This is a genomic window from Nostoc sp., assembly GCF_036919815.1.
Taxonomy (GTDB): Bacteria; Cyanobacteriota; Cyanobacteriia; order Cyanobacteriales; family Nostocaceae; genus Nostoc.
In genome coordinates this window covers 47,529-70,201 of sequence record NZ_JBALCE010000015.1, presented here as the reverse complement: position 1 = coordinate 70,201, position 22,673 = coordinate 47,529, and the positions used below count along the sequence as shown (strand labels likewise).

24 protein-coding genes and 2 pseudogenes are annotated in these 22,673 nt (G+C 42.4%); 19 read left to right on the top strand and 7 right to left on the bottom strand.

The genetic code is table 11. The features are described 5' to 3' along the window. Positions 1 to 12: 12 nt before the first annotated feature. A complete protein-coding gene (locus tag V7K15_RS05405) occupies positions 13 to 477 on the top strand; it encodes a hypothetical protein (protein WP_334903696.1) in 465 nt (154 codons plus the stop codon). A gap of 79 nt (positions 478 to 556) precedes the next feature. Beyond that, positions 557 to 946, top strand: a complete 390-nt coding sequence (locus tag V7K15_RS05400; RefSeq protein ID WP_334903694.1) for a hypothetical protein — start codon at positions 557 to 559, stop codon at positions 944 to 946. A gap of 318 nt (positions 947 to 1,264) precedes the next feature. Here the strand turns inward: V7K15_RS05400 and V7K15_RS05395 are convergent, their stop codons facing one another. Next, positions 1,265 to 1,870: a DUF411 domain-containing protein gene (locus V7K15_RS05395; RefSeq protein WP_334903692.1), complete on the bottom strand. Its 606-nt coding sequence runs from the start codon at positions 1,868 to 1,870 to the stop codon at positions 1,265 to 1,267. 557 nt (positions 1,871 to 2,427) lie between these two features. On the opposite strand from V7K15_RS05395, the gene V7K15_RS05390 reads away from it, so the two are divergent. From V7K15_RS05390 to V7K15_RS05360, 7 genes are all read left to right on the top strand, one after another. Beyond that, positions 2,428 to 3,369, top strand: a complete 942-nt coding sequence (locus tag V7K15_RS05390) for a DNA polymerase III subunit delta' (RefSeq protein WP_334903754.1) — start codon at positions 2,428 to 2,430, stop codon at positions 3,367 to 3,369. Positions 3,370 to 3,541: 172 nt separating this feature from the next. Next, positions 3,542 to 3,976, top strand: a complete 435-nt coding sequence (locus V7K15_RS05385; RefSeq protein WP_334903690.1) for a hypothetical protein — start codon at positions 3,542 to 3,544, stop codon at positions 3,974 to 3,976. Between the two features lie 29 nt (positions 3,977 to 4,005). After that, a complete protein-coding gene (locus tag V7K15_RS05380; RefSeq protein WP_334903688.1) occupies positions 4,006 to 4,479 on the top strand; it encodes a hypothetical protein in 474 nt (157 codons plus the stop codon). Continuing rightward, entirely contained in the window at positions 4,466 to 4,708 is a 243-nt protein-coding gene (locus V7K15_RS05375; protein WP_334903687.1) for a hypothetical protein, read from the top strand. The genes V7K15_RS05380 and V7K15_RS05375 overlap by 14 nt, the downstream gene beginning before the upstream one ends. A 320-nt stretch (positions 4,709 to 5,028) precedes the next feature. After that, the gene (locus V7K15_RS05370; RefSeq protein ID WP_334903685.1) at positions 5,029 to 6,399 is read left to right on the top strand and encodes an IS110 family transposase; all 1,371 of its coding nucleotides are present in this window, start codon (positions 5,029 to 5,031) and stop codon (positions 6,397 to 6,399) included. Positions 6,400 to 6,407: 8 nt separating this feature from the next. Further along, entirely contained in the window at positions 6,408 to 6,800 is a 393-nt protein-coding gene (locus V7K15_RS05365; protein ID WP_334903683.1) for a carboxymuconolactone decarboxylase family protein, read from the top strand. Between the two features lie 53 nt (positions 6,801 to 6,853). Next, positions 6,854 to 7,657: an alpha/beta fold hydrolase gene (locus V7K15_RS05360; RefSeq protein ID WP_334903681.1), complete on the top strand. Its 804-nt coding sequence runs from the start codon at positions 6,854 to 6,856 to the stop codon at positions 7,655 to 7,657. Positions 7,658 to 8,175: 518 nt separating this feature from the next. On the opposite strand, the gene V7K15_RS05355 is transcribed toward V7K15_RS05360, so the two are convergent. After that, the gene (locus tag V7K15_RS05355) at positions 8,176 to 8,523 is read right to left on the bottom strand and encodes a hypothetical protein (protein WP_334903680.1); all 348 of its coding nucleotides are present in this window, start codon (positions 8,521 to 8,523) and stop codon (positions 8,176 to 8,178) included. 244 nt (positions 8,524 to 8,767) lie between these two features. Beyond that, positions 8,768 to 10,252 carry a CIA30 family protein gene (locus V7K15_RS05350; RefSeq protein WP_334903678.1) on the bottom strand — a complete coding sequence of 495 codons (1,485 nt, stop codon included), beginning with the start codon at positions 10,250 to 10,252 and terminating at the stop codon, positions 8,768 to 8,770. Between the two features lie 99 nt (positions 10,253 to 10,351). On the opposite strand from V7K15_RS05350, the gene V7K15_RS05345 reads away from it, so the two are divergent. The 6 genes from V7K15_RS05345 to V7K15_RS05320 all read left to right on the top strand — a co-directional run bounded on the left by V7K15_RS05345 (position 10,352) and on the right by V7K15_RS05320 (position 16,492). Then, positions 10,352 to 10,495: a hypothetical protein gene (locus V7K15_RS05345; RefSeq protein WP_334903676.1), complete on the top strand. Its 144-nt coding sequence runs from the start codon at positions 10,352 to 10,354 to the stop codon at positions 10,493 to 10,495. Between the two features lie 93 nt (positions 10,496 to 10,588). After that, complete coding sequence (locus V7K15_RS05340; protein ID WP_334903675.1) at positions 10,589 to 11,098, top strand: HugZ family pyridoxamine 5'-phosphate oxidase; 510 nt, start codon at positions 10,589 to 10,591, stop codon at positions 11,096 to 11,098. 104 nt (positions 11,099 to 11,202) lie between these two features. Next, positions 11,203 to 12,087, top strand: coding sequence for an alpha/beta fold hydrolase (locus V7K15_RS05335; RefSeq protein ID WP_334903674.1), 885 nt, complete (start codon positions 11,203 to 11,205; stop codon positions 12,085 to 12,087). Positions 12,088 to 12,683: 596 nt separating this feature from the next. Beyond that, positions 12,684 to 13,079, top strand: coding sequence for a hypothetical protein (locus V7K15_RS05330; protein ID WP_334903673.1), 396 nt, complete (start codon positions 12,684 to 12,686; stop codon positions 13,077 to 13,079). A 405-nt stretch (positions 13,080 to 13,484) separates the two neighbouring features. After that, positions 13,485 to 14,057 (top strand): HdeD family acid-resistance protein, encoded by a 573-nt coding sequence (locus V7K15_RS05325; RefSeq protein WP_334903671.1) that lies wholly within the window; start codon positions 13,485 to 13,487, stop codon positions 14,055 to 14,057. Positions 14,058 to 14,437: 380 nt separating this feature from the next. After that, positions 14,438 to 16,492, top strand: a complete 2,055-nt coding sequence (locus V7K15_RS05320; protein ID WP_334903669.1) for a glycoside hydrolase family 10 protein — start codon at positions 14,438 to 14,440, stop codon at positions 16,490 to 16,492. A 95-nt stretch (positions 16,493 to 16,587) separates the two neighbouring features. On the opposite strand, the pseudogene V7K15_RS05315 reads toward V7K15_RS05320, so the two are convergent. The 4 genes and pseudogenes from V7K15_RS05315 to V7K15_RS05300 form a co-directional block, all read right to left on the bottom strand. Continuing rightward, positions 16,588 to 16,740: pseudogene (locus V7K15_RS05315) on the bottom strand (tyrosine-type recombinase/integrase); the annotation flags it as partial. Positions 16,741 to 16,822: 82 nt separating this feature from the next. Beyond that, on the bottom strand, positions 16,823 to 17,365 hold the full coding sequence (locus tag V7K15_RS05310) for a DM9 repeat-containing protein (protein ID WP_334903667.1): 543 nt from the start codon (positions 17,363 to 17,365) through the stop codon (positions 16,823 to 16,825). 314 nt (positions 17,366 to 17,679) lie between these two features. After that, positions 17,680 to 17,817 (bottom strand): hypothetical protein, encoded by a 138-nt coding sequence (locus V7K15_RS05305; RefSeq protein WP_334903665.1) that lies wholly within the window; start codon positions 17,815 to 17,817, stop codon positions 17,680 to 17,682. 283 nt (positions 17,818 to 18,100) lie between these two features. Continuing rightward, positions 18,101 to 18,925 (bottom strand): SirB1 family protein, encoded by an 825-nt coding sequence (locus V7K15_RS05300; protein ID WP_334903663.1) that lies wholly within the window; start codon positions 18,923 to 18,925, stop codon positions 18,101 to 18,103. Between the two features lie 534 nt (positions 18,926 to 19,459). Between V7K15_RS05300 and V7K15_RS05295 the strand changes: the two genes are divergently transcribed. The 4 genes and pseudogenes from V7K15_RS05295 to atpC all read left to right on the top strand — a co-directional run bounded on the left by V7K15_RS05295 (position 19,460) and on the right by atpC (position 22,532). After that, positions 19,460 to 20,194 carry a hypothetical protein gene (locus V7K15_RS05295; protein WP_334903661.1) on the top strand — a complete coding sequence of 245 codons (735 nt, stop codon included), beginning with the start codon at positions 19,460 to 19,462 and terminating at the stop codon, positions 20,192 to 20,194. Positions 20,195 to 20,208: 14 nt separating this feature from the next. Continuing rightward, positions 20,209 to 20,319: pseudogene (locus V7K15_RS05290) on the top strand (PEP-CTERM sorting domain-containing protein); the annotation flags it as partial. A 248-nt stretch (positions 20,320 to 20,567) separates the two neighbouring features. Next, positions 20,568 to 22,016 (top strand): F0F1 ATP synthase subunit beta, encoded by a 1,449-nt coding sequence (gene atpD / locus V7K15_RS05285; protein WP_334903657.1) that lies wholly within the window; start codon positions 20,568 to 20,570, stop codon positions 22,014 to 22,016. A gap of 102 nt (positions 22,017 to 22,118) precedes the next feature. Next, positions 22,119 to 22,532, top strand: a complete 414-nt coding sequence (gene atpC / locus V7K15_RS05280; protein ID WP_334903655.1) for an ATP synthase F1 subunit epsilon — start codon at positions 22,119 to 22,121, stop codon at positions 22,530 to 22,532. The last annotated feature ends 141 nt before the right edge of the window (positions 22,533 to 22,673 follow it).

The window sequence follows — 22,673 nt, the reverse complement described above, 5'->3', positions numbered from 1 at the left end:
GCTGTAAATGCGATGCGCCAAGGTTTTTTCTCTATAGTTCCACCTCTGAACCTCATCACTCAAGCTTTGAACTCGGAATGTCAAGCTTTTTTCTCGGAACTTCATGCTTTGAACTCGGAACGCCGAGCTTTTTTCTCGGAACTTCATGCTTTGAACTCGGAATGTCAAGCTTTTTTCTCGGAACTTCATGCTTTGAACTCAGAACGCCGAGCTTTTTTCTCGGAACTTCATGCTTTGAACTTAGAACGCCGAGCTTTTTTCTCGGAACCTCAAGCTTTGAACTCGGAATGTCAAGCTTTTTTCTCCATACGTCGAGTTAGGAGGCTGGGAAATCTAAACTTTGCCGAAAATAGATCACTATTTCATTCAACCAATCTGTTCTGTGTCTGGACTTATCTGAGTCTCCATTGCTCTTTGTGTCGCTCAATGATCTCACCCAAAAGGGTAAGTCATATATCAACCGATCAGATCACCTGAATGAAGGAAGCTGAAATTAATAATAAAGAGGAATCTATTACTAAAGAACACCGATCGCATTTTATCTAAGAATAAGGTGATGAAAGTTGTTACCTTAATAAATTCTGCACTTATTTTTGCTTCGATTACTTTTGTACCTGGAATGGTTAGCGCTCAAATACCCACTAGCAACACCAGGCAAATAGCTATTAACTCTAACAATTTATCTAGTCACTCTACTTCTGTTAGTTACCTCCAACCTTTCAATCTAGTTAATTTTGCTTATCAGGGAGGTCTGAAGCAACAGGGTATTCCTAGTGGAGAAACGCTAGTATTTCAAACTCAGAACAGGAATATTATTGCAAAAGATTTGGTGAAGGCTGCTGTTAATGCAGATAAATTACCATCACAAGTTTTAAATGATCAAAATTATCTAACTGCTGTTAATTTCCAACTCAACGCATTGCCTGATTATGCTGCTGCTGATTGATTTGGTTTCTTTTATATCTTTTGAGAAAGCTAAATTTATCACCATACTATATTCGTGCGCTTGTTACTAAATATAAATAAAAGGCTTTATACACAGCGATTGCTGTATACAAAATAAAGTTTGATGAAGAACAATTTCTAGATTTGGAGATAAGTTTTGCCCAGAAGTTGTACTTCTGGTGTGCTAAAGGCACAAAGAATTGTACAATCGATACACCCATCAACCAAAAATTTCGTTTTCTATAGAAAATGACATAAGTAATTAGATCCGGGAGCCTAATGTTGCAAGCCTACTCCTATAAGGCAGGTATTTAAACCATCAAGAGGACGAATACTTATTGAATACTGCAACTGAGTTCTTGCGACCAAAGGAAAACACAGAAAACGGGTCTTTTCGATTCCCCATTTCCATCCCAGGAGTGCCTACAGGCATTTGGGGAACAGATAAACCAATAACATTTGGCTTTTCTTGAAGCAGACGTTTGATGTCGTCTGCTGGGACATGTCCTTCGATGACATATCCATTAACAATTGCTGTGTGGCAAGATTCCAATTTATCCGGCACGTTGTACTTTTGTTTGACTATTTCGATGTCAGGTGTAGAAAAGTCTGTGATTTTAAAACCCTGTGCCTTTAAGTGGTCAATCCACCCGCCACAACAATTACAATCGGGACTGTGATATACAGTGGCATTTAGTGCTGTTGATTTTAATGATGTCCGTTGATCGTGGATACGCCTAGTAGTATTTACCAGTAGAGCATTAGCTGCAACATAACTAGGAAAAACAGCTTGAGCATTACTCATAGGAGCAGTGCTTCCCAAGATGCTCAACACTCCTGCTGTGAGACAAATCATTACTACTGCACGTACCAAGATGGGAAATAACCATTTTTCCCAGCAATAAATAAACTGTTTGTGCGACATCTGAAACTTCCTAAGTAAGCTGTTACCTATAGAACTTGCATTATCAGGGCGGGCAAGATGCCCACCCCACAATCATCTTGAAAAAATATTAGTGCAAATTAAAGGCACAACAGCTTACAACATTGCATAAATTTTTAAAAAGACTTTGCATATCTTTACGTCCCTCTGCGTTTAAAAGCCCTACGATTTTAAACGCAAAGCTAGGAGTATCTCACTTTCGTAAAAAGCCTTGTCAAACCTCACCCCAACCCTCTCCTTGGTAAGGAGAGGGAGCAAGAATCTTGTTTCTCATCTGGTATATTTGCAAAAGTGATTCCTTATAGTCATCATAGCTGAAAGCGTAAATGCGTAGCGGCTTGTCGCCAGACATCAGTCATCAAAGCTACCATTATTTACCCCGCAACTTCGGTTATTATTTGCGGTAGAAGTCATTGCAACAGTGTTAGTATGTCGAACATAGGCATTTTGTAACTTCTAAGTTGTCGTTCTAGAAGAAAACAACTCTACTACATCAGCCCTCTGTTTTCAGATTATTCTTTTGGCGAAGGTACTGAACTATTAACCCATTTGCACCAGTAGTAGGACAACAGCAAGCCATAGAATTACTCACTCAGGCTGTCAGACAAAACCGGGTTGCTCCAGCCTATTTATTTGTGGGGCCAGATGGTGTAGGAAGGAGTTTAGCAGCCAGGTGTTTTGTGGAATTGCTATTTTCTAGTGGGATGGAAGTTACTCCATCTTTACAAAAGCGTTTGCGTCAAGGCAACCACCCAGCTTTGTTGTGGGTGCAACCAACGTACCAATACCAGGGACAACGATTAACAGCAGCAGAAGCCGCCGAGAAAGGAGTTAAGCGTAAGGCACCACCTGTAATTCGGCTAGAGCAAATTCGGGAAATTACCGAGTTTCTCAGTCGGCCACCCTTGGAAGCACCGAAGAATGTGATAGTGCTGGAAGAAGCCCAAACAATGGCAGAAGCCGCAGCGAATGCTTTACTTAAAACTTTGGAAGAACCGGGACAGGCGACGTTAATTTTAATTGCACCTACACCTGAGTCTGTGTTGCCAACTTTGGTATCACGCTGTCAACGCATTCCTTTTTATCGTTTAGATGCACAGTCTTTGGCTGTTGTACTCACACAAACTGGTCATGAAGAAATTTTGCCAAATCAGGCAGTATTGAGTATAGCAGCTGGCAGTCCGGGAAGTGCGATCGCATCTTACGAGCAATTACAAGCTATTCCCCCTGAGTTACTCGAAGATTTAAAAAAAGCCCCTGCTTCCTACCGCAAAGCCTTGGAGTTAGCCAAAAAAATCGATAAAGATTTAGATACAGAAGCACAACTCTGGTTAGTTGATTATCTTCAGCAATTCTACTGGCAGGAGTGGCATCAACCCAGGATAATTAACCAGCTAGAACAAACTCGTAAATACTTACTTGCTTACGCTCAACCACGGCTAGTTTGGGAATGTCTGCTTTTATCTGTATACCAAAAATAAAATCGCATTCAAAACTCTTTAGCAACATTAAAGAAGTCGGAAGTCGGAAGCAGTAAGTTAGAGTGAATAGCTCATTCAAAAGCGATCGCGTTAACGCGATCGCGATCGCCTTTGATTTTCGGTTCAAACAGTTCAAACTTGTACAAGTCAAAAATAACACTTTCTCAAAGTTATGAAAATTAAATTAGTCCATGCTCACTTTTTACTATCGACCGGCGATTATAACAACGAGCGGGTCGGGTTTACATCTGAATTAGAAGAAGGCGACACAGTTGAATCAGCCGTTGCTGAAATGAGACAGCTAGCCATAGTAGCAATTGGGCCTAAATCCAGGGAACTGTACGATCAAAACCAGCGATTACGAGTAGAGAGCCGCCAACTTGAGGAGAGGATGAACAGGCTTCGTTCTGAATGGGAAGCAACAGCAGAATTTTTGAAAGCGCAAGGACTAAAACCCGAAGCGCCTTCCATGCCTCAATTCCAAAGGTTGCTAAACGCCGTCAAAGTAGAATCCCAGGAAGTTACCGCAGAATTTGTTGAGGAGGCTGAACCAGATAATATCCCTTTTGATCCTGCGACTCAAACCGAAATTAGTGACGGTTTTTAGTCGCAGTTTTAGTAAAAATTGGAGATTGTATGAGCCAACCCATCGACCGGGGCAAACAAATTATCAAAGATGCCATACGCTCAACCGAAACGGGAGAAATTGCGAGAATTCCGGTTGCTGATGCCGCCAATTTAGCTGTATTTCAGCAAGCATTGAGAGCGGCAGATGTTCAGAGAATGGTTATCCAAAAAGGGGTTAGGGTTGAGTTTTATTTTCCTGATTCGCCAGTTGAACAAGCTAAAAATCACATGCTGGTGGTAATTGCAAATGCAGGGGTTGAAATCCGAGAAATATTGTTTCCTTACATGCAGCAAGATTATGCAGATGCAGAAGTAGCCTTGGCATCTCCCGAAGTTCAAGCAGCCTTGCAAGAGCGAGGAATTATAGCCTCATTACAGCGAGTCGGACCACAAAAGCAAGAAATAGTAATTGCTAGTTACGACCAAGTAATGAGCGGTGAACTAGACAGATATTTACGTGAGACAGGCAATGACAATGATTGATACAAACATCCCGCGACCAGATCCCGCATGGGATTATTACCAGACTTGGCGCTCATTGCATGAGATAAAAGCCAGAATTGACGAGGCTTTAGAGTTTATGAATGACATCGAATCATCAACTCTCCAAGCGGACGAAGCGATTAGAAGTTTGCTAAATCCAGCTTCTAATCGTCTGATTTTAATCGTTGCAGAATTATCTGATAATGATGAACCGCCTGATGAATCGTAATTGCGATCGCGCTGACAACAGCGTGGGCTACGTGACACAGTAGCCGAAACGACGGGTATATAGCCCGTCGTCGCGGATTGTGTCCAAAGCAATCAGCAAGTTAGTCAAAGGAAGTGCGGCGTTAAGAGTGAAATGCGCCCCCTAATGTGAGGCGTTTTTCTATTCATGCGCTGCCTTTCTCCGATTAATTCCCCCGAATGCGTTTACTCCTGAATCGCGCCCCTCAAGTGTGGGGCGTTAGGGTGATTCGTGCGCTATTAAGTTCGGGCTAATCAAAGGATGCCAGTCCTTGAAAACCACCTTTTAGATATCGCAGAACCATGACAATAGAATTAACAATTTTGGGAATTGATGTTAGCAAATCAAGCGTAACAACTCACATTTTAACACAATATCCCAAAGGCGGATTACAGGCATACTGGAGTAAAACAAGAAATAAAGCATCTACTTTATATCCGGCTTTTTACTCCAATCCTGATGCTAAGAAAAAGCAAAAATCTACTTTTGACTTTGCTGATTATCTAGCAGAAATCAAGCCAGATTACGCAATCCTAGAACCAACCGGAAACCACTATTCAAGATTGTGGGCATCCATCCTCAATAAGCTACAAATCAAAATTCTCTGGGTTGGTCATGTCGAATTGCGGCGTTATCGCGGCGGCAAGAATTTACCGAATAAAAGTGACCCCGCCGACGCTTTAGCAATGGCCGCCTACGGACATGATCCAGATCACCATCTGGAGACTGGGGAATTAAACATGAGGTATTTCCTCATGCACCGCCCAGAGCCAATCGACGAACTACGCGACCTCTGCCAGCAACTTGAACACCTTAACCGGGTGCAGTCACCAATTGTAAATTATGCTAGACAGCTTCTAGCTTGGCAATTCCCAGAAGTGGCGCACACCAAGAGCGCATCTAGCAAACCAGGATTACTACCACCACTTTGGGGATGGTTAGCTAAAAGGCTCGAAATTTCTCCCGCCGGGAAAACCAGAATCGAAAATCGCTATAAAATATCCATCGCCAAAGACTACGGGATTGAAATCGATCCAATCTTGGAATTACATGCTGAATGGATGTGCGATATTTCGCTCTATGAGCAGCGCCTAGAGGCAAGAATCAGTGAAATGCTGACTGAAACTGCATTTAAGCCTTACATGACAGTGTTTGACAAGTTCGGTTTTGGCTTGAGAGTGCGATCGCGGTTGCTCACCAGGATCTATCCCTTTGAGTCGTTCCTGGGTGTGAATGGTAAACCCGTGATTGAGTATGAAGTGCGGGAAGTAAAGAAAACGGAACGCGAGCGTCAAAACGGAGAAACTATCGTCAAGCGACTAGCTGGTGACACCAAACGAATCAAACGTAACCGCAGCCGCAATACCTTCAAAATGAGATTGGGCATGGGCACTGTTCTAGAACAATCCGGTGATGGACTCGTTGAAAAAGCTAGTGGTTCATCTTTATGCAGAATTAGTCTCTGGCAGTATGTTCTAACCGGCGTAGAAACTGGAAGGCTACCAGAAAATGAACTGACCAAAGAATTGATCAACTACCGCGACTCACTCAAAGCGAATGTCAACGAGCAAGGCGAGAAGCTGCTAGGTGGTAAGCATATCCAAGGCAAGCTAATGAGTAAAGTGGTAAATCTGCTGTTTGCTGAATTGTGTAAAATAATTCAGTTACCCTGAATAGAAACATGACTAACCTGATTGAATACGAACAAGCCAGCGACGAAGTACGTGCAGTATATGACGACATCCGTGCCACACGCCAGAATGACTATATCAATAACTTTTGGAAAGCTATAGCCAATCATCCGCCTACTTTGCAACGAACTTGGCAAGCGGTGAAGGAAGTGATGACTAACCCTGGTGAGATTGATCCACTGATGCGCGAACTAATTTACATCGCCGTGAGTGCGACGAATGGCTGTGAGTACTGCATCGCCTCGCACACAGCATCGGCGCGTGCCAAGGGGATGAATGATACCATCTTCGGGGAACTAATGGCGATCGCAGCCACTGCCAACATGACCAATCGCCTCGCCAACGGCTATCAAATTCCGGTGGACGAGAGATTTAAGACGTAGGAGTGCAGCCTTGTCTATCCCTGCTTAAAATAGGTTTAGCAGAATTATTGACTATGCCCAAGGTTGAGATTAACGGGATTGATTTGTTCTACGACATCAAGGGAGCCGGTGAGCCTTTGCTATTAATAGCCGGCTTCCTTTGCGATCATGCCTATTGGTCGCTGATCATGCCATCGTTGATTTCGCAATATCAAGTTATTCGCTTGGACAACCGAGGTATGGGGCGAAGTTCTGCTCCTGAAACGCCTTATAGTCTGAAGCAGATGGCTAGTGACGTTGCAGCATTGCTCGATCAGATTGCGATCGATAAGGTGCATCTAGCGGGTCATTCAATGGGTGGGCAGATAGCGCAAGAACTAGTCTTAGCATATCCTGAAAAGGTACAAAGTCTGGTGCTACTTTCATCGTTGGCAAAGGGTGATGCATTATTCAACAGCATCATTGAGACTTGGGGCGACCTCTGCGGCAATGTAGACCTGAAACTTTATGAAAAAGTCGTATTACCCTGGATATTTACAGATACGTTCTACTCGATTCCTGGGATGATCGAAGGTCTGATTGAATTTGCAATCAAATATCCTTTCCCGCCTGCGACTCATTCACTCTATCATCACAGCCGAGCTATACTTGACTTTGACACAACAGACCGCCTTAAAGAAATTCATTGTCCTACCCTAGTTCTAGTTGGTAAACAAGACATTCTCACCCCGCTAAAGTTTTCCCAGCAACTTGCTCAAGGTATTCCCAAAGCTGAACTTGTAGTTCTCGATCGTGGTAGTCATGGCTTCTTAGTTGAGTCGCCGGATTCTGTGGTTTCAGCTATGCTTAACTTCTTGCGGAAATTGAAGCCAGCTTAGACTATAGACATCTCCATAAATTAAATATTTATGCGTTATACCATTTCTTTGTGAGGCTGCGCCAAACCCTTTTAACTTCATTTCTTTCTTTCTTTCTTTGTGTCCAACTCTTCTCTACGAGAGGCTGCGCCAAGGAGACGCTACGCGTCAATACAGTTCAGTTAAGGCTAAAAACTAAAGCTGGTGTAGGTTGGGTTGAGGAACGTAGCAAGATTCCGCAGGGTAACCCAACATTATCGAGACTTTGTTGGGTAACGCTTACGCTCAACCCAACCTACTATTCTCTTAACTGAACTGTATTACTTTTTAACTCCTAAAGCAGGTCTATCTCGAAACCTGTAGTTCTTCGGTGATGAAAAGGATTTGCCCTCATCCCCCAACCCCGAATCCCAGATTTGGGAGAAGGGGAGCCAGAATTTCAAAGTCCCTCTCCCAGATATGGGAGAGGAATTTAGGGTGAGGGAGAAAACTACGGTTCTCAACTTAGATGAAGTTTATGTCTAATGTAATTTAAATATTCAGCGAGTTTCTAATTTAGAAACTCGCTCCTCTAATTTATTTACTTGTTGCTTCAATTCAACCACCAAAGTTGCCAGCCGATCAAACATCCGATCTTGCTGTGATAAGTTTCCTCTAGAACCAGTTGACTGTCGTGGGGTAAGTCTTGGTCTTGAGGATGGAGACTGACGACTTTGACCGAGTTGAGACTCTATCTGATTTAACCGCGACTCGACACGATTAAAGTCCGCTTCCAGATTATTGATGCGGGACTCCACTTGCTGCGATGAAGCAGTTTTGGCAAATAACCCGCCCCAGATAATTGTTACTAAAATCCCAGCAAATATTAGCACTTGGATTTTTTTCATGTCAATACTCTGTAGGCACTTCACTTATTGTAAATTAAAGGGTTTAAGTCTACACGTAGTTTCAGTTACCCTGCCGGAAGCCAGCTACAGTCCTTCCCTCCGGGACGCTACGCGTAGGGAAGTGGTACGACAAGCTCAGAAACCATCGGGGTTTAAATAAGAGTCTGAAACTCTCTTCTCTACGAGAGGCTACGCCAACGGCAAGGCTCAGTGACCACGCGAACAATGCGTGAATTTTGAATTGTTATTTATCCTGTTCTAAGTTAGAAAATAACTTCTGCCAATCGATAGAGTTAACAGTATTATTGCCCTGTTTTACCTCAAACGTGACATGACAAGCGATCGCTAAAACTAGCGATCGCACGCAAAGTTCTGCCACATCCTCACGGCTGATTCTACCCTTAATATTATCGCCTTGCTCAAATATTAATTCCTTACCTCCTGCTTCCTCAGTTAAAGCACAAGGTCTAATAATTGTATAAGGAATTCCGCTTTCTCTTAAACTATCTTCTCCCTTCAACTTCCAAGTTAAAATTCCTCCCAATTGGTCATTTAATTTTACTGCTGGCGGTTCTTCATCTAAATTAATGCCGGGGCGTCCGGGACGAGTCACACCTGCTGAACTAATGAGGATAAATTGTGGTAAACTTGTCCCGCCATCAGCTTTAATTGATTCCAACTGCAAAGCAAAACCACCTGGAGAAAATTTGGGATTTAAAGCACCATCATATTCAAATTTGCTCAACATCAGTTGGAATGAACAAATTCTATTCTGCTCAATTGGCGGCGCATCTTTAATAATTTTTGCCCGAAAGACGGGAATCAAATCTGCAAAGGCAATATGAACATCTATCCAGATATTAGCTACGGTATCGAAAGAATAGCTATAGCCAATGCCATCCCATTTTGGATCTGTCCGTAGAAAGATTTTATAACGCTGACCGTCACCTTTGACGCGCAATTTTACACCTTGGTAATCAGATAAATTGAAGGGTGGATCAAAATTCTTAGTTCTGATCGAAGCAAATCCGCCAGAGTTAGCGGTAGAAACATTCCCAGCAAATAAAGCTGTATTTTCTACTAATTGGATATTACTGGCACTCACGCCACCCATGACGACATCATCCAACGCCCCCCAGTTATCCTTTAATTCTGCTGATGGCTTTGTGAAATCAAATATCGGTTTTTCGTTGGCTTGGGGTAGATATTTTGCCGCCGCTTGGACTAAATTTTTCACACCTTGATATTCTACATTTTCTGGGGTGTCGCCAACAATTTCTGGCTGGTAAAATTTAACACCTTGATAATATTTAGCTCTATCTGCTGTATCTCCCTCAACTGGTTGCACGCGCACTGCTGTACAACAAACTACAGCTTGGATATCAGCCATAACTAAAGGAGTTAAAGTTTCTGGTTGAGTGATATCCGCAACTACCAAGTCTATATCATTACCAAGAATTGACCGCGCTTTCTCAATGTCTCGAACTAGTGCGCGAACTTTATAACCTGCTTCGAGCGATCGCCTTACGACTCGTTTACCTACACCACCTGTTGCACCTGCTACTAATATTACACCCACTTTTGTTCCTCCATTGGGTCTATCTTGATTATCCTTAGGACGACCTTGGATTAACTGCTGTAGACAGTTAAGGAAAGGAATTACCTCAAAGTAAGTCAGGGCTTCGATAAACCTGCCTAAATCCCATTGAGAACGATTTTTGTCAGTCATCTTTGCGTCCTCATAACTTTCTTCAGTTTAGCCTAATGAGCTAGTTATATTGTCAGGACTTACGCAGAGGTAACGGAAAATCGAACCATTTTAAGCCTTTTGACAATAGCAATAGGGATTTGCACTCTGTTGTTGATTATTCCGGCAATTAGGGCTGCGATCGCCCGCAAACCAAACTTGGGGCTGGCGCGATCGCAGGTTGGACTTGGGACAAAAAAGGAACATCGTCTAGTTGACAATTAAATATAATTAAGCTAAATCTTGAGCATTTCATCCGATTGCTTAATCACGTTAGGATACTTAATTAGGTGTTCCTAATCAAACGGTAATTTACTTATGAGCCAACTTGAAAACATTCAAGCTGAGTACGAAAAGTTTCCTGAAGAATTTGAGAGTGTAATCATTAGCACCGTGAGCGCCCAGGCAATACCCAATGCTAGTTATGCTCCATTTATAATGGATGATTCTAAGAATATCTACATTTACGTCAGTGGTCTTTCGACTCATACCAAAAATCTCTATGCGAATCCGCATATTAATGTCTTGTTTATCGAGGATGAAGCTAAGAGTAACTTAATTTTTGCTCGTCGGCGTTTGAGTTTTGATTGTACGGCAACTTTAATAGAACGTGAAACTGACGAGTGGAATCAAATTGTTGAGCAATTTCAAGGGCGGTTTGGTGAAATTATCGAGGTTTTGCGCGGCTTGTCTGACTTTCGGATTTTCCAGCTAACTCCCAGTGAAGGCCGTTTTGTAGCTGGTTTTGGCGCAATCTATGACATCACTGGTAATAACCTCGATCAACTTGTTCAGATCACAGGAGATAATGACCAAAAGCAAGGTTAACAATTCAAAATTGTACCCTTACAGGGAAGCAAGCTACGTCCAGCTTCTCGTAGAGAAGATAGTTTCAGACTCTTATTTAAACTTAAACTAAACTTTGGAATTTTATGCTTCAGTTTCAACCTCCTGGCTTTGGACATAAAGTCATCCATACATCCTTGGGGGCAATGGTTTACTATACCCAAACGAATGCACCTTGGGCGTTCGCTGATACTGAAGATTTACGCCCACTATTGTTTCTGCATAACTTTGGTGGTGGGGCATCTGCATATGAATGGTCTAAAGTTTACCCGGCTTTTGCCTCTAATTACCACATTTTAGCCCCCGATTTAATCGGCTGGGGAGAATCGGCTCATCCAGTTCGGGATTATCAAATTAGGGATTATCTCAGCACGATCGCCGAGTTTATCATCCAAACTTGTCGCCAGCCCGTGACTGTGGTAGCCTCGTCTCTAACAGCCGCTTTTGCTATCCGCCTAGCTATTATTCAACCCAATTTATTCAAAGCACTGTTTTTAGTGTCCCCCTCTGGATTTGACGATTTTGGACAAGGTGCTGGACGCAGACTTCCGCTTTCGGTGATCAATACGCCTCTGTTGGACAATTTTATTTACATCCTGGGTGCTGAAAATGAAATTGCAGTCCGAAATTTTTTACAAAGTTTTCTCTTTGCCAAGTCAGAACGAGTATCTCAAGAGATGGTGGAGGCTTATTTAACTTCTGCACAACAACCTAATGGCAAGTTTGCCGCCTTGGCATTTTTGCGGGGCGATCTTTACTTTGACCTAAGTTTATATATTCAGCAACTGACAATTCCTACCGTCATTTTTTGGGGAGAAAAGGCACAATTTACCAGCATCAAACTAGGACGACGATTGGCAAATTTAAATCCAAGTGTAATTCGAGATTTTGATGCGATCGCAGATGCCGGAATCTTACCTCATTTAGAAATACCAGAAGTTTTTATTGGTCTATTGCAACGGTATCTTTAGAGGATGTTTGAAAAGTATTGAGCGAATAGAATTCGCTACTACACAAAGCTTATTCCACCTCCGTGGACTAACACAAAATCAAGGGTTTTGTCTGTGTAGCCGCGACTTCTAGCCGCCCGGCGAGTAATAAATTAGACTTTTCAAACTGTTATTTAATTTGAGATTTTCGGGAAAGTTGCTCAAGTCAAGCCACTCCGTTGCGAGGGTTCCAAGAGTTGTAAGCAGTGGCGCGGCAGAGCCGCAAGAGAAAATTTCTAAGATTGATTAAAGAATTATTCTCGCGTACTTCTCTACGAGAGGCTGCGCTCAGTACAAGTTTCAATTCGCTTGCTCTGGGATCTTTTTAAATTTTACCGAAAGTCGCTTTCGGATCATGCTCTCTCTGGCTTGTTATGCAAACTCTCTAGAGAAAGGCAGTATTGCTCTGCTCGTACCCATAGACAAATTCCAAATATTCATGCATCTAACAAGTCACCTCTTCCCCAAGATTTAAAAAGTCTTTCTTTTTTATAAGTGAGATATGCCTTTTGTTAGAAGGATAATTATCTTTTTATAGTTAATCTTTACTTGTACATCCAAAAAACAAGCTAATTGGCATGATAAATTTGATTTCTAGGACGATTGGTCATATCAGTTCCCTGCTTAAAGGACTTCAGGTAAAACCTTTTTTGGCTGTTGTCCTAGTTGGTTTTCTAGTGCTGACGACGAATGTTACTAATGGGCGCAATGACAAAGGATTAGCTGAGAGAGTTCGAGAACAGGTAGAGCAAAATGATGCTCAAAGACCGAAAACAGTCGGTCAGTGGAATAAAGAAGCTCGTGAAACCAAAGGTTCTCCTGGTGAACGACTTCAAAAGATTGGACAGCAGTCAGGAGAAGCCCTTAAAGAATTTGGAGGTGGGTACGTAGAAGGTGCTCAGAAAACTGCTAGTGATGTAGGCGAAAGTGCAGCACAGACAGGCAAAGATATCTCTAACAAAGTTGGACTCTAAATACGTTAGGATGTTCTATTGGCAGCGAGTATTAATAACTTTTCGCCAATAAATGAGTAACAATAGTTACGCTGGTGTCTAAGCACCGAATTCTAATACTTGGGTAACGCGCTTACCCTTCCTGATCACAGATTGTAGCGTTTCTCAGTTGCATAAAATATAGGCATTTAATAGGGTAGCATAGTTAGCTGTGCTACCCTACTGCGTCTTGGATCCAAAGCAGAATTGCTAATGACAATACAGTTGTGATCAGATGATTGGTTTAGTGTCTCAATAGTCGTAAATTTAAGTCATGAGCAGGATTAAGTTAATACTGATGAGTCTATCTTAGGGTTCATGCCCTGTTACCTAGAAATTCCCTAATCTAAATGTAGAGTTGAGTCTAAGAATAGGGAAAAGATTTGTATGACAACGGATGTTTCTAAAGATATTAACAAAAATGTTAATGGGTCACTGATAACTGGTGTTCTCCTGAGTATTTTGGGGATTATTGCGATCGCAGCGCCTAATTTCACTACTCTATTCACCGAAACTTGGATTGCGGCGATTTTAATTTTTGCCGGATTTACCAAGCTAGTTTATGCCACTCAAACCCGTCACCAAGGCGGTTTTATTTGGAAACTTCTATTGAGCGGACTCTATATTGCAACGGGTATAATGCTGTTTGTTTACCCTTATACGGGTGTTCTCACACTAACTCTGTTGCTTGGCACCTTTTTGCTGACTGAAGGCACATTTGAGTTAATTCTGGCATTCCAATTACGTCCACAAGCAAACTGGACATGGATACTAAGTAATGGGATTATTACGCTAGTCTTAGGTGCAATGATTTGGTTTCAGTGGCCTTTCAATGCGCCCTGGTTGCTGGGGACACTAGTTGGTATAAGTATTATTTTCACCGGCGTTTCACGCGTAATGCTGTCATTGAATGCGCGTTCTATCTTGAATCCTGCTGACCAAACTGCAAAAGCCAATTAGTAGAAGGGAGTGGGAAATGGGGAATAGAAAAAAGCAATTACCAATGCCCCATGCCCCATGCCCAAACTTCAAGAGTGAAAGTTTACAAGAGATTGCAGTAGACATATAGCGTTTCCTAATGACATGAAGTACATCATAGCCCCCTCCTCGCTTGCGGGGAGGGGGTTGGGGGTGGGGTTCTTGTACTTCACTCAACTGAGAACCGCTATAGGAGTGAAAAAGAATTGTTTTGACGTAGCAGTGCTACGTCTCTACAAGGGTTCTGGGTAACGCATATTTAATTTCTGGAAATGTCTAGCAGCGATGCCTACGCTGGAGCCAACAAAATTGCTAAATTAACTAAGGAAATTAAAATCAAGGCCAGCTAGCTGCAATCAACAATGGTATCTCTTGCTACTCGCTTCTCGGATATTCAAAACCATTGGGCACGCTTATTTATTACAGCCTTAGCCCAACGTGGTATTGTCAGTGGGTTGCCTAACAGCACCTATCGTCCCGATAACTCACTCACCCGCGCTGAGTTTGCCGCCATCATTGCCAAGGCATTTCCCACAGTTTCCCAGAAGCGGCAGTATGTCCCCTTTGTTGATGTACCCACTAATTATTGGGCAGCAGGTGCCATTCAAGCAGCTTACGAAAAAGCATTTATTAGCGGATTTCCTGATAATACCTTCCGTTCGGCTAACCGAATTACTAAAGCGGAAGTCTTAGTTTCCTTGGTAGCAGGCTTAGAAATTGCCACCAAGGTAAAACCTAATCTCCTCTCACTACTCCCACAAATTTATCAAGATTCTGTTCAGATTCCTGGATATAGTAGAAATCACATAGCTATTGCCACCAGTGCTGGATTAGTGGTTAGTTTCCCAAATGTAAAATTACTTAATCCCAATCTTGCAGCTACCCGCGCAGATGTGGCAGTGATTATTTATCAAGCTTTGGTGTATTTAGGTCAGGCAGAAAAAATTGCCTCTAGTTACGTAGTACAGCCGCCAATACCGACACCAATACCAACGCCAATACCAATACCAACGCCCACACCTGTTGGTAGTGTTAGGGTAAATCATAACCGGGAATTCAGGGGGGCGTGGGTAGTATCAGTGTGGAATGGTGATTGGCCTTCCAAAGCCGGACTTTCTGTTGACCAACAAAAAGCTGAACTTACCGAGATTATTACTAAATTACAAGCGCTAAACTTCAATGCCCTAATCTTCCAGGTGCGACCGGAGGGAGACGCTTTGTATGAATCCCAATTAGAGCCTTGGAGTGCTTGGATTACCGGAACTCAGGGTAAAGCACCAGAACCATTTTATGATCCTTTAGCGTTTGCGATCGCAGAATGTCACAAGCGCAATATTGAACTTCATGCTTGGTTTAATCCCTACCGCGCCAGCACTTCCACCGACCCAGCCAAAACTGTCCGTCCCCACATAGCAGCTACCAATCCAGAAAGCGTTTATTTATGGAAAACTCAACGCTGGATGGACCCAGGACTGAAAATAGTTCAGGACAGAGCTTACAACGTAATTATCGACGTAGTGAAGCGCTACAATGTTGATGGCATTCACTTAGATGATTATTTCTATCCATATCCCATCGAGGGACAGTCTTTTCCCGATGACAAAACCTACGCTGCATATAAAGCAGTTGGTGGTACACTCACCCTTGGCGACTGGCGACGGGACAATGTGAACAAAATGGTACAGCGCCTTTGGCAAGGAATTAAAGCAACCAAACCCGACGTTAAATTTGGTATTAGTCCCTTTGGGATTTATCGCCCTGGACAACCGGCTGGTATTACTGGGTTGGATGCTTACAACGTGCTGTATGCTGACTCGAAGAAATGGTTAGAACAAGGCTGGATTGATTATATTGCTCCTCAACTTTACTGGCGCACAGATCAAACCCAACAAAGTTATTCGGCGTTGCTAAAGTGGTGGACACAGGTAAATACAAAGCAAAGACACGTTTACGCTGGTAACAATTTGACAGAACCAAGCAACAAGAGTCGGGAGAGTGATGAGATTGAAAAGCAGGTGAAAATTAGTCGTAGCCAAGCTGGACAGTTGTCACTAGGGAATATCTTCTTTAATGTCGGTGTTTTGACAGAAAATAGTCAGGGCATTGCTGATAAATTCCAAAGTCTGCTTTATAACAGACCTGCGCTACCGCCAACATTGTCTTGGCAGGATACAACACCACCCCCTCCGCCCATTGGATTACAAGTCAATAACCGCAAACTGAGTTGGCAGCCCGGAGATAATCAGCCAGTTCGTTCTTGGACACTTTATCGGCAGAGTGGCGATACTTGGACAATTGGGCGAATTTTGTCTGCTGGCACAACTTTCGCTACTGTCCAACAAGCGGGAACTTATGCCGTGTGTGCGGTGGATAGATTGGCGAATGAGAGTATGGGAACAGTTATTACAGTTAGTTGAACCAAACTCGGATTTCTCACAAGCCATAAAAAATCTTATTTCCCGACATTTTCCCCCATAGGTGACAGCATCGACAACGCCACCGCTCCCAACACCTAATTGTCAGACACTTCTAAATATCTCTTTTTCTGTTCTAAATTCCGATGTCCTGAGATTTTCTGAATAAATCTCAGTGGGATGCCAGCGTTACTCATCTGGGTTAAAACAGTACACCTGTAGCTATGCGTACTGAGCCGACGATTCTTGCTGGCATGAGCTTTGTAGTTGACCTTTTCACAATCCGCTCATGCCATTTTTCTCCATCTTCACCAAAATTTGCCAACTACCAGTTTAGTTTGCAAATAAAATCTGGAAATTGCTCGTGTATATGTATTCTCGTCCACCCCAAGGAACGTAGCAGGTTTTATTTGGTGGATAGTATTTCCCTGGTGTGTACTCGCCATCAACAACGGCTCGGCAAAAATATAATGTGTTAGTACCATTATCCTCAGTGCCACCTGCAACATTATTACCAACGATGTACCCAGGAAAATTTCCCCATGTCCAGCTATTAGCTTTGTAGAATATGATTGGTGATGTATACGAATATTCTTTACCTCCCCATGAAACGTAGCATCTTTGATTTGGTGGATAGTATTTTCCAGGTGTATACTCCCCATCAACAATGGTTGAACAAATATACAATGTGTTCCTACCATTATCCTCAGTACCACCTGTAATATAACGACTAGAATTACTAGTATTGAGTTTCACATTAGTGCTTGAAACAGCCGCTAATGCAGGTATTCCCATAGAAACTGCTATTCCAACTGCTAGGAGTGTACCGATCCGATTAAATTTTATTAAATTTGTTGCGATCGCTTTCAATTGCATATTTGATAAACTCCTAATTTTATAGTTGTCACTGAATTTAGAAAATCGTAAAATAACCTAAGAATATGAAAAATCAAGCTTTTGAAAAAATGGTAAATAATAAATTAATATTTAAAAATAATCAACTTATTAAAAACCAAATTTAATATTTTCATGTTTTATTATGCGTTCCTAAAAGAAAAATAAAAAGTTACATTATTACAAAATTCAGTAAACCAAAAAGTTTTTAGAAGCCTTACCATCTGGACATTTCAGCTAAAGCCACCTACCTCTCCAATTTAAGAGCAAATCACCTCGCCACTGACTACGCCAATTTAAGAGCCAGCCATTGACCACGCCAGATGGCCACTGCCATACCACTGTTGCAGCGATCGCTGTGGGGAATTGTCTTTTGTGGGAGTGTTGCAGATATTAATCCCAGCAACGGTATAATTTAAGAGCGCGATGCTCAAAAAATCAATTTAGCGAAACTTATCTGATAGAAGAAGATGCCGCGTTTGCTTTTGATAAAATGCAACTCTTCCTGCCTCTGGCTTCATTGCCTGAATAATTCTTCTATGTCCCTGTGTCCCTCAATAATCGAAATAATTTCAATCAAAGAATCGCGGTAGTGGTCTTTTCGCTAGATTTACACAGAATCATCAAAACTGTATATTTGGATTGGTTAACACATAAATTTGCCACAAAACCTCATGCCAAATCAGTAATTTCAATATCAACAGCTAAAATTTTGATTCAACTATTCTTACCCAACTTAGTAAGTAACTGCCGAATCACAGATGCATCCTCGGCATCAGGAACTTTTGCTAAATAATTTTGTAAGTCGTCTACAGCTTGGGGGTAGTAACCAAGTTGATAGTAGATCAAACCGCGATCGCGCAATTCTACAGTTAAACCCGGAAACAGTAACAAAATTCGTTCAATCGCTCCTAGCGTTTTTTCTAAATCTTGTTGTTTGATATAAATAAATTTTAAATTTGTCAGCATCCGTGCCAAAAATTGCCGATGACTGACTACGGCTAAAAATTCTGGTTGTAGCGTCACAGGTTGCTGATAAAGTTGAGACAGTCGTTCCTCGCAATCTTGGGCAAATATTATTTCACCACCATTGAAAGCATCCACAAAAATTTCTATATCTGGAATATCCGGGCGAATCAGAAAATGTCCTGGCATCCCCACACCAACCATCGGAAAATCAATCCGTCGGGCGACCTCCAGGTAAACCAGCGCTAAGGTAATGGGAATCCCCACTCGTCGGTCAATTACATCATTGAAAAAGCTGTTACGCGGGTCGTAATAGTCAATTTTATTACCAGAAAACTTTAAATCTTCGTAGAGATACTGATTAATGCTTTGAACTATCCGCAAAGGATATCGTGAAGAAGGCAGACGTTCTTGAAGCTCCCATGCCATTGTCTGGAGAGCATTGAGGTATTCTTCTGGATCTAGGTTGGGATATTCTTCTTGTGCAATATACAAAGCTGCCTTTGCTAGGTCAATGTGTTCGTCAGACTGCTGAATCTCCTGGTAAAAATATTGTCGTGCTGACGAGAAATTCATAAGGTGTTGCTCGGTGGAAGTGTGAAGATGAAGCGAGAGCGGCTGGGCTGAACTGAAAACAGTTTTTTGTACCTATTTTTATATTAGGGACATTCAGAAAATGTTGATAAACCTATTTTAAAGCAACAACTTAATTTTACAAAGTTTTAGTCAATTATTCACTTCCAATTGCGTATATAAGTCGCCTTACATTTAGCTTTCGGCTACTATTTAATCTAATTTGGAATATATTTGTTATGTGAATATACGCGAGTATTTTCAATACTAAATAAATTTACTAGTAATCTAAGTTAATAAACAAGTGAGGAAAACACTGATAAAAACCTCCTGAAATAACTAGAAGACAAAAGCTAAGTTCTAAGCTTTAGTCATTTTCACTAGTGCTTATATCTGCGATCGCAGCGACAGGCTAAACCCTTACTGATCACAGAGGTAGTTTATGCCTAATTTTGCTGAAAAATTCGAGTGCAATCACAACGGAGTTTCTCAGCATTAATCGACGGTGATTAATTGTCGTTTGGAAGAATATACACCTTGAGAATTTTTGAAGAAACTAGAATTATGAATAAAACCATTGTTTTAAAAATCTTAAATACAATCGGTATAGCATTAACAGCCTTAACCGCAATCGGATTTGCTAGTACAAATTCTGTTAAGGCAGCATCAGTTACAACCCTCTTACAGGATAATTTTAATCAAGAAAATAGGAGTGTCGGCCTTTTAAATTACAATCAGTTTGCCAACTGGAATGTTATAAAACAATCTGTGGACTTGATTGGAAATGGTTATTTTGATTTCCTTCCTGGCAACGGACTATATGTAGATCTGGATGGATCAAGAGGTCAAGCTGGTACACTTCAATCTAAAACAATATTTGACTTTCAAGCAGGAGACACAGTTAACCTCAACTTCCAGCTTGCTGGGAACCAACGAAATGATGTGATTGACCCTACTACCGTATCTCTGGGTAGTTTGTTTAGCGAAACATTCCGACTACCCAAACTTCAAGAGTTTACAAGCTTTACCCGAAGTTTTACAGTTGCTTCTGCAACAAGTGCCAAATTAGAGATCAGCGAGACTGGCGGGGATTATTTTGGATTGCTGCTTGATAATGTCACGTTGACTAAATCAGTTCCTGAATCTGGTTCAATTATCGATTTAGCCCATTCGTTCCTATTGGCATATCGTTTTCAGGTATTGCCAAATCAGTATATTTTGGAGGAACAGAGAATGAGATTGCCTTTGATAATATCACCTTGGGTTCCGTAATCCCTGGTGGGTCTAAATCTGTCCCTGAACCAGGTTCTATATTAGGTCTGTTGGCAGTAGGTGTTTTCAGTGCTAATACGCTACTGAAGCGCAAACAGCAACAAAAAGTCACAGCCAAAATATAAAAGCATAACAAATTTACTTTAGTAACTGCCGTGTCTGCCATTGAAGGATACGGCAGTTTTTTATCTGGAGTTTTCCCCAATCGTGATTATGTCATACAACCTAGCCTAATTTCTAATCCCAAGCTGATTTTTAAGGAATTACTAAGGGAGTTATGTCCCCGTCCGGTGCTAGAGTGAAAGGTGACATTGCTTAAATTTATGTCTTCTCCGACCGTATCTGAAATATAGCTTCAATCATTAGGCGCAGCATGGTCACAACCGCAGAAAAAACAAACATTGGCTACATTACCCAAATCATTGGCCCAGTTGTAGACGTTAAATTTCCCGGCGGGAAATTGCCAAAAATCTACAACGCTTTGAAAATCACTGGCACTAACGAAGCTGGACAGGAAATCAACCTGACTGTTGAAGTACAGCAACTGCTGGGCGACAACCAGGTGCGGACTGTTGCGATGAGTTCCACCGAAGGCTTAATGCGCGGTCTGGAAGTCAGCGATACAGGCGCTTCTATCAGCGTACCAGTTGGTAAAGCCACTTTGGGTCGGATTTTGAACGTCCTTGGCGAACCTGTGGACAACAGGGGACCTGTAAATGCTGAGGCAACTTTACCCATTCACCGCTCTGCTCCCAAATTTACTGACCTGGAAACCAAACCTTCGGTGTTTGAGACTGGGATTAAAGTTGTTGACCTTCTCACTCCCTATCGACGCGGCGGTAAGATTGGTCTGTTTGGCGGTGCTGGTGTTGGTAAGACCGTGATCATGATGGAGTTGATCAACAATATTGCTACCCAGCACGGTGGAGTATCGGTTTTTGCTGGCGTGGGTGAGCGCACCCGTGAAGGTAATGACCTCTACAATGAAATGATTGAATCTGGGGTGATCAATAATGATAACCTCAACGAATCAAAAATTACTCTCGTCTACGGTCAAATGAACGAGCCACCCGGAGCGAGAATGCGGGTTGGTCTTTCGGGCTTGACAGTAGCAGAATACTTCCGCGATGTGAACAAGCAGGATGTGCTGCTGTTTATTGACAACATTTTCCGGTTTGTCCAAGCAGGTTCGGAAGTGTCGGCGCTACTGGGTCGGATGCCCTCAGCAGTAGGATATCAGCCCACATTGGGAACCGACGTGGGTGAACTGCAAGAGCGGATTACCTCGACTACAGAGGGTTCGATTACCTCCATTCAGGCAGTGTACGTACCTGCGGATGACTTCACCGACCCCGCACCTGCTACCACCTTCGCCCACTTGGACGGAACAACAGTACTGTCTCGCGGTTTGGCAGCTAAGGGAATTTATCCCGCAGTTGACCCCCTTGGTTCGACTTCGACGATGCTTCAGGCTAACATTGTCGGTGATGAACACTACAATACTGCCCGGGCGGTGCAATCAACTCTGCAACGTTATAAAGAACTCCAAGACATTATCGCCATTCTCGGTCTAGATGAATTGTCTGAAGAAGACCGTCTGATCGTAGCGCGGGCCCGGAAAGTTGAGCGTTTCTTGTCGCAGCCGTTCTTTGTAGCAGAAGTATTCACCGGTTCTCCTGGGAAGTACGTGAAGCTGGAAGATACGATCAAAGGGTTCAAAAAGATTCTGTCTGGTGAGTTGGATGCTTTACCAGAACAGGCTTTCTACTTAGTTGGCGATATTAACGAAGCGATCGCTAAAGCTGAAAAAATCAAAGGTTAATTATTAGTCATTGGTCATTGGTCATTGGTCATTAGTTCAAGTGCTAATGGCTAATCACTAATGGCAAGTGACAAATGAGGAAGGACAAAGGACAAAAGACAAATGACATTAACCGTTCGTGTAATTTCCCCAGATAAAACAGTCTGGGATGCCCCAGCTGAAGAAGTCGTTTTGCCTAGCACTACTGGTCAACTAGGCATCCTAAGTGGACACGCACCACTTTTAACCGCCCTGGATATTGGTGTAATGCGAGTCCGGGCGGCTAAAAATCAGAATTGGCAAGCGATCGCTCTTTTGGGTGGCTTTGCCGAAGTCGAAGACAATGAAGTGACAATTCTGGTTAACGGCGCTGAACGTGGCGACAAAATTAACCTCGAAGAAGCCCGTGGTGCTTACAACCAAGCACAAGCGCGTCTGAATCAAGTCACAGCAGGCGATCGCCAAGCCCAAATCCAGGCAACCCAAGCCTTCAAACGCGCCCGCACTCGGTTTCAAGCGGCTGGCGGTTTGGTTTAATTTAATTTCTATTTCAAGTTTGTAGGTTGGGCAATGTCCAACCTACAAAATATTTATTAATTTTAAAAAATTACGCCAAGTTTAAGAAATCGAGACAAGTCCTGGTGAAGTGTTAAGTTAACTAATTAGTTGCCCAAATGG